The sequence below is a fragment of the Micromonospora sp. NPDC051141 genome, from assembly GCF_044455765.1.
In the GTDB taxonomy this organism is placed as follows: domain Bacteria; phylum Actinomycetota; class Actinomycetes; order Mycobacteriales; family Micromonosporaceae; genus Micromonospora.
The window spans coordinates 312,590-328,523 of record NZ_JBITFD010000004.1 but is presented as its reverse complement, the minus strand read 5'-3'; the positions used below and the strand labels follow the sequence as shown (position 1 = coordinate 328,523).

Genomic DNA, 15,934 nt, shown 5'->3' with positions numbered 1-15,934 from the left:
CGGCCGTGGCCCGCTACCGTGGACGTCCGAGGGCCGCGAGCCCCGTCCCGGTGCGGGAAGGACGAGTGTCATGAGCGACGACCGTCAGGAACCACCCGCCGACGACGTGGACGCCACCCGGGCCCTGCCCCGGAACGCGGCCGGGACGGGCGAGGACGTCGACGCCACCCGGGCCGTGCCGCGGAACGCGGCGGCGGCGGGCGGGGACGCGGACGCGACCCGGGCGCTGCCACGCGACGCGGCCGGCGCGGGCGAGGATGTGGACGCGACCCGGGCGGTGCCACGCGACGCGGCCGGCGCCGGCGCGGACGCGACCCGGCCGTTGCCCGGCGCGGCACCTCGGCCCCTCGACGCCACCAGCCGGCAGGAGCCGGTCGGTGGCGCGCCCTGGTCCGGCCGGGCCGGCGTGCCCCCGCCACGGTCGGCGGCCTATCCGGAGCCGGGCGCCGAGTGGTACGCCGACGAGCAGGCCGGACGTCGCTGGTGGATGCCGATCCTGCTGGGCGTCCTGGCCCTGATCCTGATCGGGCTGATCGCGGCCGGGGTGTGGCTGGCGTTGCGGGCCGCCGACCGCGACTCCGGTCCGGGGCCCGTGCCGTCGGCGGTGCCGAGCACCTCCGCACCGACGAGCGTCGCCCCGACCAGCGCGTCGCCGAGCAGTGCGCCGCCGACCACGCCACCGGCCACGACGGCCGCCGCCGAGGTGCCGATGCCGCCACTGGTGGGGCTGCCGGAGTCGGCCGCCCGGTCGGTGCTGGACCGGCTCGGCATCGACTACCGCGTCCAGCGCCGAGCGTCGGACCGGCCGGCCGGGACGGTGATCGCCACGGATCCGGAGGCCGGTTACGCGGTGGGCGAGGGCGAGCGGGTCACCCTGGTGGTGGCCGCGTCCGCCGCGCCCACCACCGGCGCACCGACGACCGGGACGACCACTCCGGGCTCCGCGCCGGCCACCTCCGCCACGCCCTGACGCGTACTCACCACTGTCGGCGGCGGGCGCCGACCAGGCCGAGCCCGGCCAGCGAGATGGCGAGACCGAGTAGACCGGAGTAGAACAGCGGTCGGCTGAGGTCCGTCGGCTCGGTGGGGCGGTCGGCGAGCATGCCGCCGCCGGCCCCGCTGCCCGCCGCACCGGACGGGGGTGACGGGTCGGCCCCGTCCGCCGCCGGCTGCTCGATCTCGTCCGGCTCGTCGTCGTCGGGTTCGACGGTCGGGCGGGCGTCCGCGCCGGCCACGGTGATCTCCGGGGCCGGTACGGGTTCGGCCAGTTGCTGGGTGGTGGAGAAGGCCGGGTGACGGACCACGAGCGCGAGCGCGGTCGCGACCCCGAGGAAGACGAAGAGCCCGAGGGCGTAGCCGGTGCGGGACCTGTGGTGCCGCCGCGCGGTGGGCAGATTGACCATGACCATCCCTGGTTCAGGGTCCGTGGCGCGCGGGGTGGAACGTGCCGGGGTGGGCGTACCGATTCTATGGCGGCAGCACGCCCACCGGCCGGGAATTGTGAGGTCAGCCCACCCGGACCGGGGTCCGGGTGACCGGGCGGCGGGCGGTCCGGACGGTGTGCTGCCGGGGGACCGGTGCGGCCTGGATCTGCCGCAGCCCCTCCTGCTGTACGAAGATCGACCGTCGGTTGACCGCGTCCCCCGCCGCGTTCAACTCGTAGCCGTCGAGCCAGAGCCAACCGTCGTAGGCCGGCCAGTCGAGCACCCGGATCATCCGGAACATGATCGGTCGGAAGAACTGGACACTCGCCGCGCGCGTCACGTGCAGTACGTCACCGGAGCGGGGAAGCACATGGGCTCCTGGGAGGGTTCGGCCGGCACGGGGCCGGCGAGTTGAACGGGGTCGGTGCGGTCCGGCGACGGGGGGTCTACCTCGTGGACCGGCGGTGGGTCGGTGCTGGTCGGGCCGTACCCGCGGTGGCGAGCCGCCACCCGACCATCACCCGGCTGCTCCCGGTTACCGCTCCCGCCGCCGCAGCCGAGACGGCGTACAGCAGCGGGGTCTTCTACTCCGGGGCAGGTCGCACGGCGCGGGACGGCTCCCCTCCGGCCGTCCCGCGGACCGTGGTGTCACCACGCGCGGAGATCAAGCGAAGACGGTGAGTAACCCGTGCCATACCGACAGAGTGCATCAGCGAGGTGCGACATGCAAGTTGCACGTCGACTTTTGCCGATAGGTGAGCGGGACACGTGAACCGGACGCTTGAAGCCTCAGGTGCCGGGCCGGCACACTGGACGCCGGTTTCGCCCGTCGCGGCCGGTCGACGACCGGCACCACCCCCGCCGCGAACGCTTGCCCGCCGCCCGCCGGTCGCGCCCACGGCGGGTGTGGAACCGGGCGCGACCGACCGGAGGTAGCCGGGTGACTGCGAGTCCTGGAGCCGCGTCGTGAGCGAACGGCGCAGCCCGACCATCCGTCGGCGTCGACTCGGCGCCGAACTCCGCCGGCAACGGGAAGCCGCCGGCATCACCATCGAGGTGGTCGCCGAGCAGTTGGAGTGCTCCGCATCCAAGGTCTCCCGGATCGAGACCGGCCACACCACCGCGACGCCCCGCGACGTGCGGGACATGCTCCGCATCTACGGGGTGGTCGGCGCGGAGAGCGACGAGCTGGTGCAGATCGCCCGCGAGGCACGGCAGAAGGGGTGGTGGCATCCGTACAGCACGGTGCTGGTGGGCGCGTACGTCGGCCTGGAGGCCGCGGCCAGCCAGATCCGGGCGTACGAGCAGCAGGTCGTGCCCGGCCTGCTGGAGACCGAGGAGTACGCCGGGGCGATGATCCGCGCCGCCCGTCCGGATTTCACCGCCGATCAGATCGACCAACGGGTGCGTGTCCGATTGGGCCGACAGTCGTTGTTGACCCAGGACGATCCGGTCGATCTGTGGGTGGTGCTCGATGAAGCGGTGCTGAGCCGGCCGGTTGGCGGCGACGCGGTGATGCGTAGTCAGCTCAAGCGGCTGGTGGAGGTGGCCCAACTGCCGAACGTGACGGTGCAGGTCCTCCCTTTCGAGGTGGGGGCACACGCCGGTATGGACGGGACCTTCACGATCCTCAGCTTCCCCGAACCGAGTGATCCCGATGTCGTGTACGCGGAGAACGCCACGGGTGGGCTCTTCCTGGAGAAGAGCGACGAGCTTCAGAAGTACAGCTTCATCTTCGATCACATTCGAGCAGCGGCCATTCGACCGGAGGAGTCCGTCGCACACATCGCGAGACTGGCAGAGGAGCCGCTGTGGAAATGGCGACCAAGGAGTTCCCCGTGGACCTGACGCAGGCGACGTGGTTCAAAAGCTCGAAGAGCGGGCCGAACTGCGACAACTGCGTGGAGGTCGCGTACGTGACCGGGGCGGTCGGGGTCCGGGACTCGAAGGACAAGGCGGGTCCCGCCCTGGTCTTCGCCCCCGGTGACTGGCACGCATTCGTCGCCCGGGCCCGGGGCGGAGCCTTCGGCCAAAGCTGATCAGTACCCCCGAGAAACGGTCCCGCCCGCCAGCGTCGTCGGGCGGGACCGTTCCACGTCCACCGACCGCGGACCCGGCACCCGTCGCCTGTTCCGTTCCGCCTCGTTGAACCGCACGGATCGGCAACCGAACGAGGCAGGCGAGACTGATGACGACGATCGGTTCAGAGAATCTCACCAACGGCCCGGGCAAGCCCGAGCGGTTCGGTGGCAAGTACCGTGGGGCCCGCCGGGACACCGTCCTGACCGAGGTGGTCTCCACCGACGGCGAGGACCTCGCCGCCCGGGACGCGGGCGTGCCGGAGCCGCCCGCGCCGACGCTCTCCCTGCCGTCGCTGGACCCGAACCCGCTGACCGAGCCGTCGTTCCCGCCCAGCGGGTGGCCGATGGAGCAGCAGGAGTCCCTGGTGGACCATCCGCTGCTGCGCGGGCTGCTGCTGGAGTTGCCGCCCAAGGGGAGCGTGCCCCCGCCCGGCTGGCTGGACCGCTGGTTCGAAGCGACCCGGGCGATCCTCGAACTGCTATACGTGCAGGGCGCCGGCCGGACGCGTTGACACCGCGGTCGCCCGGGGCATCGCCCGCTCGGCGAGCCGGTTGTGCCGCAGCGCGTGGCGTACCCCGATTGCGGCCACGCCGAGCACCGCGACGGTGATCGCCGGGCCCGCCACCCCCGGCGCGGCGAACAGGTCGACCCCGACGGTCGGCAGCACCGCCACCAGCGCCGCGAGCGCGGTCGCCTGGATCGGGAGCACGATCAGCGGGTGCGCGGCGGCGGCCCGCAGCCCGTGCGGCGCCGGGGTGCCCGGCGCCGCGGTGAAGGCGCTCGCGCCGGCCCGCAGCCGCCGGAGCCGGCGTACCGTGCAGACCGCGACGAGAGCCGTCGGGGCCGCCGCGACCGCGAGCCCGGCGGCGGCCCGGTCGAGCGCCGTGTCGCCGCCACTCTGGAGGCCCGCGACGAGGACCGCCACGGTGAGCGTGAGGCCGGTCAGCACCAGGGCGGACAACCATCCGGTACGCCGGCGCAGCGCGCGGGCGCGGCGCCGCCCGGGCAGGCCCTCCGCGACCAGGCCGGCGGCCAGCCAGACGGCGGCGACGGGGAGCAGCAGAGCGAGACGGTCATCCATGGCCTCAGCCTTGCCCAGTTCGACGTCCACCGAATCCGGGACGGCACCCCGGTCGACCCGGAACGTCGTCCCGTAGGGGGCGGGCCGGATCAGACGTCGAAGGTGGACGGACGCCCGGTGGCCGGCGCCGGCGGAGTGGCCTTCCACAGGCCGGTCTTCTGCGCCGCGAGCCGGGCCAGGTAGGCCGGGTTGAGGATGACGTACCGGCGCCAAAGCCGTTTCGGCTCCAGGCCGAGCCGCCAGAACCACTCCAGCCCGGCGCGCTGCATCCACGGCGGTGGGTTGCGCAACAGGCCGGCGTGGTAGTCGAACGCCGCGCCGACCGCCATCAGCGGCATGTCCAGCAGCGGTCGCATGGCGTACGCGAAGACCTCCTGGCGGGGGCAGCCCAGCCCGACCAGGACGAGGCGCGCGCCACTGCTCCGGATCCGGTCGGCGATCTCGGCGTCCTCGCCCGGCTGGACGGCCCGGAACTTGGACGGCTCGACGCCGGCGATCTTCAGCGCCGGAAACTTGCGCTCCAGCGCCGGGATCAGCCGGGCCAGCGTCTCCTCGGTGGAGCCGTAGAGGTAGACCGGCAGCCCTTCGTCGGCGAACCGGGCGAGCACCCGCAGGGTCAGCTCCGGCCCGTAGACGCGGTCGGTGAGGCCGGCGCCGTGCAGCAGGTTGAGCGCCCACCGCACCGGCTGGCCGTCCGGGGTCACCACGTCGAACGCGTTGAGCCGGGCGTTGTGCGCCGGGTCGAGCACCCCGGTCATCACGCCGTGCACGGCCAGCGCGGTCAGCGCCAGGGGACGGCGTTCCCGGGCGGCCATGACCACCGCCTCGGTGGCCCGGGCGTAGTCGGTCGCGTCGACGCCGACGCCGAGCACGTTGCGCTTCGTGCCGCCGCTCATGCCTGCGGCACCCACTTGTCGACGTTCGCCTCGTGGATCTCGCGGAGGATCATCGGCACGTCGTACGTGATCTTCCAGGCCGGGTAGTGCTCCTCGAACCGGGCCATGCTGCTGACGTACCACTGGTGGTCGCCGGTGCGGGCCTGCTCGACGTAGTTGATCCGCGCCTCGCGGCCGGTGATCTCCTGGGCGATCCGGAACGCCTCGATGTGCGAGGTGTTCGAGTGCCGGCCACCGCCGAGGTTGTAGACCTGGGCGGAACGCGGCTCCCGGAAGAACGCCTCGAACGCGGTGAGCACGTCGTGGGAGTGGATCGCGTCCCGGACCATCTTCCCCTTGTAGCCGAAGAGGTTGTACGTCCGGCCCTCCATCACGCACCGCATCAGGTAGGCGAGGAAGCCGTGCAGCTCGGCCGCGGAGTGCGCCGGGCCGGTCAGCGTGCCGCCCCGGAAGCAGGCGGTTTTCATGTCGAAGTACCGGCCGTACTCCTGGACCATCACGTCCGAGGCCACCTTCGAGGCGCCGAAGATCGAGTGCAGCGACTCGTCGATCGACATGTCCTCGGTGATGCCGCCGTACCAGTGGTGGTCCTCGGGCAGCTCGTAGCGCGTCTCCAGCTCGATCAGCGGGAGCGAGTTGGGCCGGTCGCCGTAGACCTTGTTGGTGGAACAGTGGATGAACGGCGCGTCGATCGCGTGCCGCCGGGTGTTCTCCAGCACGTTGAGCGTGCCGCCGGCGTTCACGTCGAAGTCGGTGAACGGCTCCTTGGCGGCCCAGTCGTGGCTCGGCTGGGCGGCGCTGTGGATCACCACGGCGATGTCCCGGCCGTACCGGGTGAAGACCCGCTCCAGGCCGTCCCGGTCCCGGATGTCCACGGCGTGGTGGGTGTACGCGGAGCCGAGGTCGGCGGCGAGCCGGTCGAGGCTCCACGCGGTCGAGCCGTCCTCGCCGAAGAAGTACCGCCGCATGTCGTTGTCGATGCCGACCACGTCGAGACCGAGGCCGGCGAAGTGCCGGGCCGCCTCGGAGCCGATCAGACCGCCGGAACCGGTCACCAACGCGACACTCACACGCCACTCCTGGTCCATGGGAGGCAGGGAAACCATCGGAGCATAGCGTGACGTCCGGTACGCCCCGATACGGCGCGAGGGCCCCGCAGCCTGCGGAGCCCTCGTTCTGGTGGGGATGGGGGGAGTTGAACCCCCACGTCCTTTCGGACACACGGACCTGAACCGTGCGCGTCTGCCATTCCGCCACATCCCCGTGGCACGACCGGAACACCATATCGCATCCGTCGCCCGCCATCTGCGGCGGGTGCCGGGACCTATTACGCTGTCCACTGGTCTTGCCACGAACGATCACCGCTCGTGGCGGGCGAAACTGTAGCACGCTCGCGGGCCTGGTCACGAACGGGTCGACGGTGGCCGGCCGAGCGGCGTGTGAGCTGCGGAGGCGGTGTCCGGATACCATCATTGCCTCGGGACCCGAGGAGGAGCCGGTGAGCGTGCTGCAACGCTTCGAGAAGCGTCTGGAAGGCCTGGTCGAGGGGGCCTTCGCCAAGGTCTTCAAAGGGGTGGTCCACCCCGTGGAGATCCTCAACGCCATGCAGCGGGAGGCCGAGGCGCACAAGGCGATCCTGGCCGGTGGGCGCACGTTGGTGCCCAACCGCTACGTGATCGATCTCTCGCCGTACGACCACAGTCGGTTGGCGCCGTACGCCGCCGCGCTGGCCCAGGAGCTGGCCCAGTCGCAGGCGGAGTTCATCGGCGAACAGGCCTGGACGGTCTACGGCGACGTGATCGTCGAGGTCGAACGCGGTGAGGGGCTGGACACCGGCATGTTCCGGGTCACCGCCGAGGTCTACACCGGTGGCGACGTCGCGCCGGTCTCCGCGCCGGGCGGCTACGACCAGGGCGGCTACGACGCCGGCCCGGCGTACCCGGCCTACGACCAGGGTGGCGGCTACGGTCCGCCGCCCGGCCACGGCGGCGGTCGCAACGTCCGCCTGGTCTCCGGCGACGGGCGCACCTACCCGCTCCAGATGGGCTCGACCGTGATCGGTCGCGGTGACCAGGCCAACCTGCGTCTGCCCGACGTCGGCATCTCCCGGCGCCACGCCCGGCTGGACTTCGACGGCGGCCAGGTCGTGCTGACCGACCTCGGCTCCACGAACGGCACGATGGTCAACGGCCAGCGGGTCTCCGCGGTCGCCCTCAACCCGGGCGACATGATCCAGCTCGGCACCACGACGTTGACCTTCCGCGTGGACGGCTGATCCCCGTTGCCGGAGCTCGTCATCACCGTCGCCCGGTTCGGGTTCCTCATCCTGCTGTGGATCTTCGTATTCACGGTGGTCGGCGTGATCCGCCGGGACCTCTTCGCCGGGGCCCGGTCGGGTCGCCTGGTGGCCGCGCCACGCGGCGTCGGCGCGTCGACCAACCAGCCCGCCCCGCCCGGCAAGCCGGCGAAGGGCAAGCGGGGCCGCGCCGCCCACCAGATGGTGGTCACCGCCGGTCAACTCGCCGGCACCCGGATCACGCTCGGGGAAGCGCAGATCACCATCGGTCGTGCGGAGGACTCGACACTGGTGATCACCGACGACTACGCCTCGGCGCGACACGCCCGGCTCGTGCCCCGTGACGGGCAGTGGTACGTCGAGGACCTCGGATCAACTAACGGCACCTACCTGGATCGCGCTAAGGTCACCGGACCAACCCCCGTCCCCCTCGGCGTGCCGATCCGGATCGGCCGCACTTCCCTCGAATTACGGCCATGACTCTGACCCTGCGCTACGCGGCCCACAGTGACCGCGGTCTGATCCGAGACGGCAATCAGGATTCCGTCTACGCCGGACCGCGGCTGCTCGCCGTTGCCGACGGCATGGGCGGCATGGCCGCCGGTGACGTCGCCAGCAACATCGTCATCGGTGCCATGGCGCCCCTCGACGAGGACGTCCCCGGTGACGCCCTGGTCGACGCGCTCCGATCCGCCGTGGGCACCGCCAACCAGCAACTCCGCGACACCGTGGACGCCAACCCGCAGCTGGAGGGGATGGGCACGACGCTCACCGCGACCCTCTTCTCCGGCAGCAAGATCGGCATGGTCCACATCGGTGACTCGCGGGCCTACCTCCTGCGCAACGGCGAGTTCGCGCAGATCACCAAGGACGACACCTACGTCCAGATGCTCGTCGACGAGGGCCGGATCAGCGCCGAGGAGGCGAGCAGCCACCCCCAGCGCTCGCTGCTCACCCGCGCGCTCGACGGCCGGGACATCGACCCGGAGTACAGCGTCCGCCAGGTGCTGCCTGGCGACCGTTACCTGATCTGCTCCGACGGCCTCTCCGGCGTGGTCAGCGCGGACACCATCGGCGACACCCTGCGCGAGTACCCGGACCCGCAGCAGTGTGTGGAACGCCTGGTGCAGCTCGCGCTGCGCGGCGGCGGGCCGGACAACATCACGGTGATCATCGCCGACGCGACCGACCAGGACATCGTCGAGGCGTCCCCGATCGTCGGCGGCGCCGCCGCCCGGGACCGGGGCATGGCGACATCGGCCGACGACTCCACCCCGGCGGCCCGCGCCTCGGCGCTGTCCGCGCCCCGGGCGCCCGTGCCCGAGGAGCCGGCCGACAACCGCGACGACGAGCCCGAGCCGCGCCGGCGACGGCCGCTGCGGACCGTGGCCATGGCGCTCGCGCTGGCGGTCATCGTCGCCGGCGCCGTCTTCGGCGGCTGGTCGTACACCCAGCGGCAGTACTACGTCGGCGCCACCGACGACGGTCAGCTCGCGGTGTTCCGTGGGGTGCCCGGCCAGGTCGCCGGCCTCGACCTGTCGGACGTGCACGCCCGCAGCGAGTCCCGGCTCGACGACCTCACCCTGGCCGCCCAGGAGCGGGTGAAGCAGGGCATCCAGGCCAAGAGCGAACCGGACGCCGAGCGTCGACTGGCGGAACTGACAAGCGACGACCCGGCCAACCCGAACCTCAAGCCGCTCTGCCCGCCGAGTCCGGCGCCCGGCACGGCGCCGGCCACGCCCAGCCCGACGCCGGTGGCGACGGCCGGTGCGCTGTCCCCGGCGGCCACCGGCAGCGCCGTCCCGCCGACCCCGTCGCCCGGCCCGCCGACGCCCACACCGACGTTGACCATCACGCCCGACGCCGTAGTCTCCGACACCGTTCCGCCGGCCGATCCCGCCGGTTGCCGGTCGCCGGAGTGAGCGCCGGCTCGATCCCGAGGACGCATCCGTGACCGCAGCCGCCGCACCGGCCGCCTCGCCCGCTTCGACGGGCGAGCAGTCCGGCGTACGCCTGGCCCGGTCCCGGCGTAACGCCGAGCTGTCCCTGCTCCTGCTCGCCATGGTGCTGGTGGCGGCGTACGCGGCGATGATCGAGGCCAAGGCGCTGGACACCATCACGTCGGACTTCTGGGTCCCGGCCGCCGCGCTGGGACTGGTCTTCCTGGGCCTGCACCTGGTGATCCGGTGGCTGGCGCCGTTCGCCGATCCGGCGCTGCTGCCGGCGGTGGCGCTGCTCAACGGCATCGGGGTCGGCTTCCTGCGCCGCTACGACCTGGCCCAGGCCGCGCCGGCGGAGCGGGCCGACCTGGCCATCTTCGCCGGCACCGGCGGTCGGCAACTGGCCTGGACGCTGGCCGCGGTGGCGCTCGCCGCCGGGCTGCTGGCGATCCTGCGCGACCACCGCACGCTCTCCCGGTACGCGTACACGCTGGGGCTGGCCGGCATCGTGCTGGTGATGATCCCGGCGGTGCTGCCCGGCCGGTTCTCCGAGATCAACGGCGCCAAGCTGTGGATCCGGGTCGGCGGGTTCCAGATCCAGCCGGGTGAGTTCGCCAAGCTCGCGCTGCTCACGTTCTTCGCGTACTACCTGGTGCGCAAGCGGGAGGTGCTGTCGCTGGCCAGCCGGCGGGTGCTCGGCATCGACTTCCCGCGCGGCCGGGACCTCGGCCCGGTGCTGGTGGTCTGGCTGGTCAGCATCCTGGTCCTGGTCTTCGAGAAGGACCTGGGCACCTCGCTGCTCTACTTCGGCATGTTCGTGGTGACGCTCTACGTCGCCACCGAGCGGGTGAGCTGGCTGCTCATCGGCCTGATCCTGTTCTTCGGCGGGGCCTACCTGGCCTATCTGCTGGGCAGCACCGTGGGTGGCCCGTTCGCCAACTTCTACGACCGGGCGCAGATCTGGCTCGACCCGTTCGCCGAGCCGTACGACCGCGGCTACCAGCTCGTGCAGGGCCTGCTCACGCTCGGCACCGGTGGGCTGTTCGGGGCCGGGCCGGGCGGCGGTCAGCCGACGCTGCTGCCCGAGGTGCAGACCGACTTCATCTTCGCCGGCATCGGTGAGGAGATCGGCCTGTTCGGTCTCTCCGCGCTGCTCGTGGTCTACCTGCTGATCGTCGAGCGGGGCCTGCGGGCGGCGCTGGCGGTGCGCGACTCGTTCGGCAAGCTGCTCGCCGGCGGCCTGGCGTTCACGCTGGGCCTCCAGGTCTTCGTCATCGTCGGCGGCATCAGCAAGCTCATCCCGCTGACCGGCCAGACCACGCCGTTCCTCTCCGCCGGCGGCTCCTCGCTGATGGCGAACTGGCTGCTGATCGCCGTGCTGCTGCGGGTCTCCGACGGTGCCCGCCGGCCGGTCACCGGCGGTCGCGGCCCGGCGGCCCGGCCCGGCGGCGGCGCGCCCGACCAGTTGCACGGTGCTCCCACGGAGGTGATCCGGCCGTGAACGCACCCCTGCGCCGCGTCGGTGTGGTCGTCATGATCCTGTTCGGCCTGCTCTTCGCGAACCTGAACTGGATCCAGGCGTACAAGGCCGACGAGTACCGCACCAGCGACTACAACGGCCGGGTCCAGGTCGCCGAGTACGACCGCAAGCGCGGCAACATCGAGGTCGGCGGCACCGCGTACGCGCTGAGCAAGGAGACCGGCGGGGAGCTGAAGTACCTGCGCACCTACCCCCAGGGGGAGATGTACGCGCACGTGCTCGGCTGGAAGCCGGTGAACGGCAGCGCGAGCGGCATCGAGCGGGTGGAGAACGACTTCCTCGCCGGCACCAGCGACGCGCTCATCGCCAGCCGGATCAAGGACATGTTCACCGGGGACGAGACCGGCGGTGGCAACGTGCTGCTGACCCTCTCCAAGCGGGCCCAGGAAACGGCGTTCAAGCAGCTCAACGACAACCAGGTCGGGGCGAAGAAGGGCGCGGCCGTCGCGATCGACCCGCGTACCGGCGCGGTGCAGGCGCTGGTTTCGATGCCGAGTTTCGATCCGAACCCGCTGGCCAGCCACTCCAGCACGGAGGCCGACCGGGCCTACAACGCGTTGGAGAAGGACAAGGACCGGCCGCTGGCCAACCGCGCGCTCGCCGAGGTGCTGCCCCCGGGCTCCACCTTCAAGGTCGTCATGGCCGCCGCGGCGCTGGAGAACGGCGTCGGACAGCAGACGCAGATCCCGGCCGGGCCGAGCTACACCGCGCCGGGCGCCGGCGTGCCGATCAAGAACGCGGCGCCGTCGATCTGCCCCGAGTCCGAGGTGACGCTGCGGGACGCGGTGACCGAGTCATGCAACACCGGGTTCGCCCAGCTCGGCGTGCGGCTCGGCGCGGAGAAGGTCAAGGAGAAGGCGAAGCAGTTCGGCTTCGAGCAGGAGGACCTCACGGTCGGCCAGCTCGGCGAGGGTGGCCTGCCGGTCGCGGCCAGCCGCACCGGCGACATGCAGAACCCGGACGGCAGCACCGACCAGGCCGCGCTGGCCCAGTCGTCGATCGGCCAGAACAACGTGCGGATGACGCCGTTGCAGGGCGCGCTGATCGCCGCCGCGGTCGCCAACAACGGCAGCCAGATGCGCCCGTACCTGGTGAAGCAGTTGCTCGGGCCGGACCGCACCACGGTCTACGACGCGGCCAAGCCGCGTGAGCTGCGCCGCCCGGTCAGCAGTCAGGTCTCCGCCGACCTGCGTTCGATGATGCAGAACGTGGTGAAGGAGGGCACCGGCCGCCGGGCCGCCATCGACGGGTACGTGGTCGGCGGCAAGACCGGCACCGCGCAGTCCGGCCCGGACACGCCGGACCACGGCTGGTTCATCGGCTTCGCGATGGACAAGGACGGCACCCCGCTCTCCGCGGTCTGCGTCGAGCTGGAGCAGGCCGGCAGCGGCGGCAGCGCGGAGGCGGCCCGGATCGCCGGCCGGATCATGGCGGCGGCCATCGCGGACTCCGGGAGGCGCTGACGTGCTGAGCCCCGGGGTGCAGCTCGGCAACCGCTACCGTCTCGACGAGCGGATCGCCAGCGGTGGCATGGGTGACGTCTGGCGCGGCACCGACCAGGTGCTGGGCCGGACGGTCGCGGTCAAGAGCCTGCTGCCGGCGTTGCTCGACGAGCCGGGCTTCGCCGAGCGGTTCCGGGGCGAGGCGCGGACCATGGCCACCATCAACCACCCCGGCGTGGTGGACGTCTACGACTTCGGCAGCGACCAGCACATCGCGTTCCTGGTCATGGAATACGTGGAGGGCGACGCGCTCTCCGCCACGCTCGGCCGGGTCGGCCGGCTCACTCCGGCCCGCACCATGGCGTTGCTGGCCCAGGCCGCCGACGCGCTGCACGCCGCGCACGAGAAGGGCATCGTGCACCGCGACGTGAAGCCGGGCAACCTGCTGGTCCGGCCGAACGGCACGCTGGTGCTCACCGACTTCGGCATCGCCCGGTCGGAGCTGGTCGGCCAGCTCACCGCCGCCGGCTCGGTGCTCGGCACCGCCTCCTACATCTCGCCCGAGCAGGCCACCGGCGCGGTCGCCACCCCCGCCTCCGACGTGTACGCGCTCGGCGTGGTCGCCTATCAGTGCCTGGCCGGCCGGCGGCCGTTCGAGGGCGACAACCCGCTAGAGATCGCCATGAAGCACGTGCGGGACACGCCCCGCCCGCTCCCCGCCGACATCCCGCCGCAGGTGCGGGCGATCGTCGAGCGGGCCATGGCGAAGGACCCGGCGGCCCGCTGGTCCAGCGCCGCCGCGTTGGCCGGGATCGCCCGGCAGGCCAAGCAGACGCTCTCCCAGCAGGCGCGCGGCGGGCGGCCGATCTCCGGCGTACCGGCCTCGCCGGCCGCACCGGTCGCGCGGGCGCAGGTGCCGAACGCCGCGCCCCGCCCGCAGCCCCGACCGCCGGTGACGCCGCCCCGACCGCCGGTGACGCCGGCCCGCCCACCGGCGGCGCCGCGCCCGACCATCGTCGCGCACCCGGCTCCGCAGGCCCGCCCGCCGGTGGGTCCGCGCGGCGCGGCGCCCGTCCCGCAACCCCGGCCCCCGCACAACCCGCTGGGGTACGCTCGTCCGCCCGTCGCGCCCCGGCCGGCGCCCCGCCGCTCCCGGTCCGGGCTCTGGACGACCGCGATCCTGGTGGCGGTGCTGGTCATCCTCTGCTCGGGCGTGATCTCGTTCTGGTACCGGAAGTACGGTTCGGCCGCCCCCGGTCCGGCAAGTGTGAGCGTGACCTCCGGCGCGGTGCGCGCGTACGGGGGCGACTATCCGGTCCGCACGTCGTACCGTCGTGAGGTACGCCTCCAGCCGGCCGGCGGCGGTACGACGACGAGCGAAGGACGAGAGACGCGATGACAGCGCAGGCCCGCCTGCTCGGTGGCAGGTACCAGGTCGGCGAGCTGCTGGGCTACGGCGGCATGGCGGAGGTGCACCGCGGTCGCGATCTCCGGCTCGGGCGGGACGTCGCGATCAAGATGCTTCGTGCCGACCTGGCCCGCGACGCGACGTTCCAGATGCGGTTCCGCCGGGAGGCGCAGAACGCCGCCTCGCTCAACCACCCGGCCATCGTCGCCGTCTACGACACCGGCGAGGAGACCGCCCCGACCGGCGAGACGCTGCCGTTCATCGTGATGGAGTTCGTCAACGGGCGGACCCTGAAGGAGGTCCTCGGCGTCGAGGGGCGGCTCCAGCCGCGCCGGGCGCTGGAGATCTGCGCCGACATGTGCGCGGCGTTGGAGTTCAGCCACCGGCACGGCATCATCCACCGGGACATCAAGCCCGGCAACGTGATGCTCACCCAGACCGGCCAGGTCAAGGTGATGGACTTCGGCATCGCCCGCGCGTTGGCCAGCGGCGCCACCACGATGACGCAGACCAGCGCGGTCATCGGCACCGCGCAATATCTCTCCCCGGAGCAGGCGCGCGGCGAGGCGGTCGACGCCCGCTCCGACGTCTACGCGGCCGGCTGCGTGCTGTTCGAGCTGCTCTGCGGGCACCCGCCGTTCGTCGGGGACAGCCCGGTCAGCGTCGCCTACCAGCACGTCCGCGAGCAGCCGCCGACGCCGAGCACGATCAACCCGGACGTCAACGCCGCGGTCGACGCCATCGTGCTCAAGGCGCTCTCGAAGAACCCGCTCAACCGCTACCAGAGCGCCGGTGAGATGCGGGCGGACCTGCTCCGCGCCGCGGCCGGCCGGCCGGTGCTGGCCACCCCGGTGATGCCGGCCGAGGAGACCATGCCGATGGCGGCCGCCGCGGGCGGCTACCAGGCGGCGCAGCAGACCCAGATGATGGGCCCGCAGACCCGCCAGCAGCCGCCGGCCCGGGTCGGGGACCCGCGCAAGCGCCGGAGTTCCTCCTGGGTCATCGCCACGTTCGCCGCGCTCGGCGTGCTGGCGGTGATCGCGCTGGGCACCGCGCTCTGGCTCAACCAGGCCGGCAACGAGAAGGTCTCCGTCCCGCAGTTGGGCGACCGGACCCAGGCCGACGCGCAGGCCGCGCTCACCCAGGCCGGGTTGCGGTTCGTCCCCGGCACGCCGGTGAAGAACGCCGAGTGCAAGAAGGGCACGGTGGTGGGGCAGAACCCCGGGCCGGGCCTCCGGGTGGACAAGAACACCCCGGTCACGGTGCAGGTCTGCGCCGGCCCGGACGACGTCACCATCCCGCAGGCGCTGGAGGGTGGCACCTACACCAGCGTCAAGGCGACGCTGGAGGGCCTGGGGCTGACCGTCGAGCGTAAGGACGTCAACAGCGGCTCCCCGAAGGATCAGGTCACCAAAGTGACGCCCAAGGAGGGCAGCACGGTGCCCCCGAACACCAAGGTGATCCTTGAGGTCTCCAAGGGCAACGTCAACGAGGTTCCGGATGTTCGTGGCTACACCGAGGACCAGGCGAAGAAGCGGTTGGAGGACGCCGGCTACGACGTCGAGGTCCGGGACGGCAAAGAGGTCGATCCGGCCCAGGCGGGCAAGGTGAGCAGCCAGTCCCCGTCCCCCGGCAAGAAGCTGGCCAAGGGCGAGACCGTGACCATCGCGGTCGACGTGCCGATCGAGGAGCAGAGCGAGAGCCCGTCGCCGAGCGCGACCCCCACCACGTCGCCGAGCACCCCGGGTGCCGGTGGCGGTGGCGGATTCCCGATCCCGTCGATCCCGCCGACGCGCGACCGCTGACCTCTCGTCGGGCGCGACGT

The 15,934-nt window shown here is 72.4% G+C and carries 16 protein-coding genes and 1 tRNA gene; 11 read left to right on the top strand and 6 right to left on the bottom strand.

What is annotated here, in order from left to right; all coding sequences use genetic code 11:
• Window positions 1–70: 70 nt before the first annotated feature.
• Window positions 71–970 (top strand): PASTA domain-containing protein, encoded by a 900-nt coding sequence (locus ACIA6B_RS09865; protein WP_396772353.1) that lies wholly within the window; start codon window positions 71–73, stop codon window positions 968–970.
• Window positions 971–977: 7 nt separating this feature from the next.
• On the opposite strand, the gene ACIA6B_RS09860 is transcribed toward ACIA6B_RS09865, so the two are convergent.
• Entirely contained in the window at window positions 978–1,409 is a 432-nt protein-coding gene (locus ACIA6B_RS09860) for a hypothetical protein (RefSeq protein ID WP_396772352.1), read from the bottom strand.
• A gap of 97 nt (window positions 1,410–1,506) precedes the next feature.
• Window positions 1,507–1,794 (bottom strand): hypothetical protein, encoded by a 288-nt coding sequence (locus tag ACIA6B_RS09855; protein ID WP_107158176.1) that lies wholly within the window; start codon window positions 1,792–1,794, stop codon window positions 1,507–1,509.
• A gap of 596 nt (window positions 1,795–2,390) precedes the next feature.
• Between ACIA6B_RS09855 and ACIA6B_RS09850 the strand changes: the two genes are divergently transcribed.
• The 3 genes from ACIA6B_RS09850 to ACIA6B_RS09840 all read left to right on the top strand — a co-directional run bounded on the left by ACIA6B_RS09850 (window position 2,391) and on the right by ACIA6B_RS09840 (window position 4,017).
• Window positions 2,391–3,272, top strand: a complete 882-nt coding sequence (locus tag ACIA6B_RS09850) for a helix-turn-helix transcriptional regulator (protein ID WP_107158177.1) — start codon at window positions 2,391–2,393, stop codon at window positions 3,270–3,272.
• A complete protein-coding gene (locus ACIA6B_RS09845; protein WP_107158178.1) occupies window positions 3,242–3,463 on the top strand; it encodes a DUF397 domain-containing protein in 222 nt (73 codons plus the stop codon). Before ACIA6B_RS09850 ends, ACIA6B_RS09845 begins: the two co-directional genes overlap by 31 nt.
• Window positions 3,464–3,612: 149 nt before the next feature.
• Window positions 3,613–4,017: a hypothetical protein gene (locus ACIA6B_RS09840; protein ID WP_396772351.1), complete on the top strand. Its 405-nt coding sequence runs from the start codon at window positions 3,613–3,615 to the stop codon at window positions 4,015–4,017.
• Here the strand turns inward: ACIA6B_RS09840 and ACIA6B_RS09835 are convergent.
• From ACIA6B_RS09835 to ACIA6B_RS09820, 4 genes are all read right to left on the bottom strand, one after another.
• Window positions 3,985–4,587: a hypothetical protein gene (locus tag ACIA6B_RS09835; RefSeq protein WP_396772350.1), complete on the bottom strand. Its 603-nt coding sequence runs from the start codon at window positions 4,585–4,587 to the stop codon at window positions 3,985–3,987. The two genes, ACIA6B_RS09840 and ACIA6B_RS09835, sit on opposite strands and share 33 nt — an antisense overlap.
• Before the next feature lie 89 nt (window positions 4,588–4,676).
• Window positions 4,677–5,483, bottom strand: a complete 807-nt coding sequence (locus ACIA6B_RS09830) for a WecB/TagA/CpsF family glycosyltransferase (RefSeq protein ID WP_396772349.1) — start codon at window positions 5,481–5,483, stop codon at window positions 4,677–4,679.
• Complete coding sequence (locus ACIA6B_RS09825; protein ID WP_199199842.1) at window positions 5,480–6,589, bottom strand: NAD-dependent epimerase/dehydratase family protein; 1,110 nt, start codon at window positions 6,587–6,589, stop codon at window positions 5,480–5,482. The genes ACIA6B_RS09830 and ACIA6B_RS09825 overlap by 4 nt, the downstream gene beginning before the upstream one ends.
• A 71-nt stretch (window positions 6,590–6,660) precedes the next feature.
• Window positions 6,661–6,746 (bottom strand) — tRNA-Leu (locus ACIA6B_RS09820).
• Window positions 6,747–6,954: 208 nt separating this feature from the next.
• Here ACIA6B_RS09820 and ACIA6B_RS09815 point away from each other — a divergent pair.
• From ACIA6B_RS09815 to pknB, 7 genes are read left to right on the top strand one after another with little or no spacing between them, the layout of a single operon-like run.
• The gene (locus ACIA6B_RS09815) at window positions 6,955–7,758 is read left to right on the top strand and encodes a DUF3662 and FHA domain-containing protein (protein WP_107158181.1); all 804 of its coding nucleotides are present in this window, start codon (window positions 6,955–6,957) and stop codon (window positions 7,756–7,758) included.
• A gap of 6 nt (window positions 7,759–7,764) precedes the next feature.
• Window positions 7,765–8,259, top strand: a complete 495-nt coding sequence (locus ACIA6B_RS09810; RefSeq protein WP_396772348.1) for an FHA domain-containing protein — start codon at window positions 7,765–7,767, stop codon at window positions 8,257–8,259.
• Window positions 8,256–9,701 carry a PP2C family protein-serine/threonine phosphatase gene (locus tag ACIA6B_RS09805; RefSeq protein WP_396772347.1) on the top strand — a complete coding sequence of 482 codons (1,446 nt, stop codon included), beginning with the start codon at window positions 8,256–8,258 and terminating at the stop codon, window positions 9,699–9,701. The genes ACIA6B_RS09810 and ACIA6B_RS09805 overlap by 4 nt, the downstream gene beginning before the upstream one ends.
• Before the next feature lie 28 nt (window positions 9,702–9,729).
• Entirely contained in the window at window positions 9,730–11,220 is a 1,491-nt protein-coding gene (locus tag ACIA6B_RS09800; RefSeq protein WP_396772346.1) for an FtsW/RodA/SpoVE family cell cycle protein, read from the top strand.
• Window positions 11,217–12,722, top strand: a complete 1,506-nt coding sequence (locus ACIA6B_RS09795; RefSeq protein WP_396772344.1) for a peptidoglycan D,D-transpeptidase FtsI family protein — start codon at window positions 11,217–11,219, stop codon at window positions 12,720–12,722. The genes ACIA6B_RS09800 and ACIA6B_RS09795 overlap by 4 nt, the downstream gene beginning before the upstream one ends.
• Window position 12,723: 1 nt before the next feature.
• The gene (locus ACIA6B_RS09790; RefSeq protein WP_396772343.1) at window positions 12,724–14,100 is read left to right on the top strand and encodes a serine/threonine-protein kinase; all 1,377 of its coding nucleotides are present in this window, start codon (window positions 12,724–12,726) and stop codon (window positions 14,098–14,100) included.
• Window positions 14,097–15,914, top strand: a complete 1,818-nt coding sequence (pknB, locus tag ACIA6B_RS09785) for a Stk1 family PASTA domain-containing Ser/Thr kinase (protein WP_396772342.1) — start codon at window positions 14,097–14,099, stop codon at window positions 15,912–15,914. Before ACIA6B_RS09790 ends, pknB begins: the two co-directional genes overlap by 4 nt.
• Window positions 15,915–15,934: the final 20 nt, after the last annotated feature.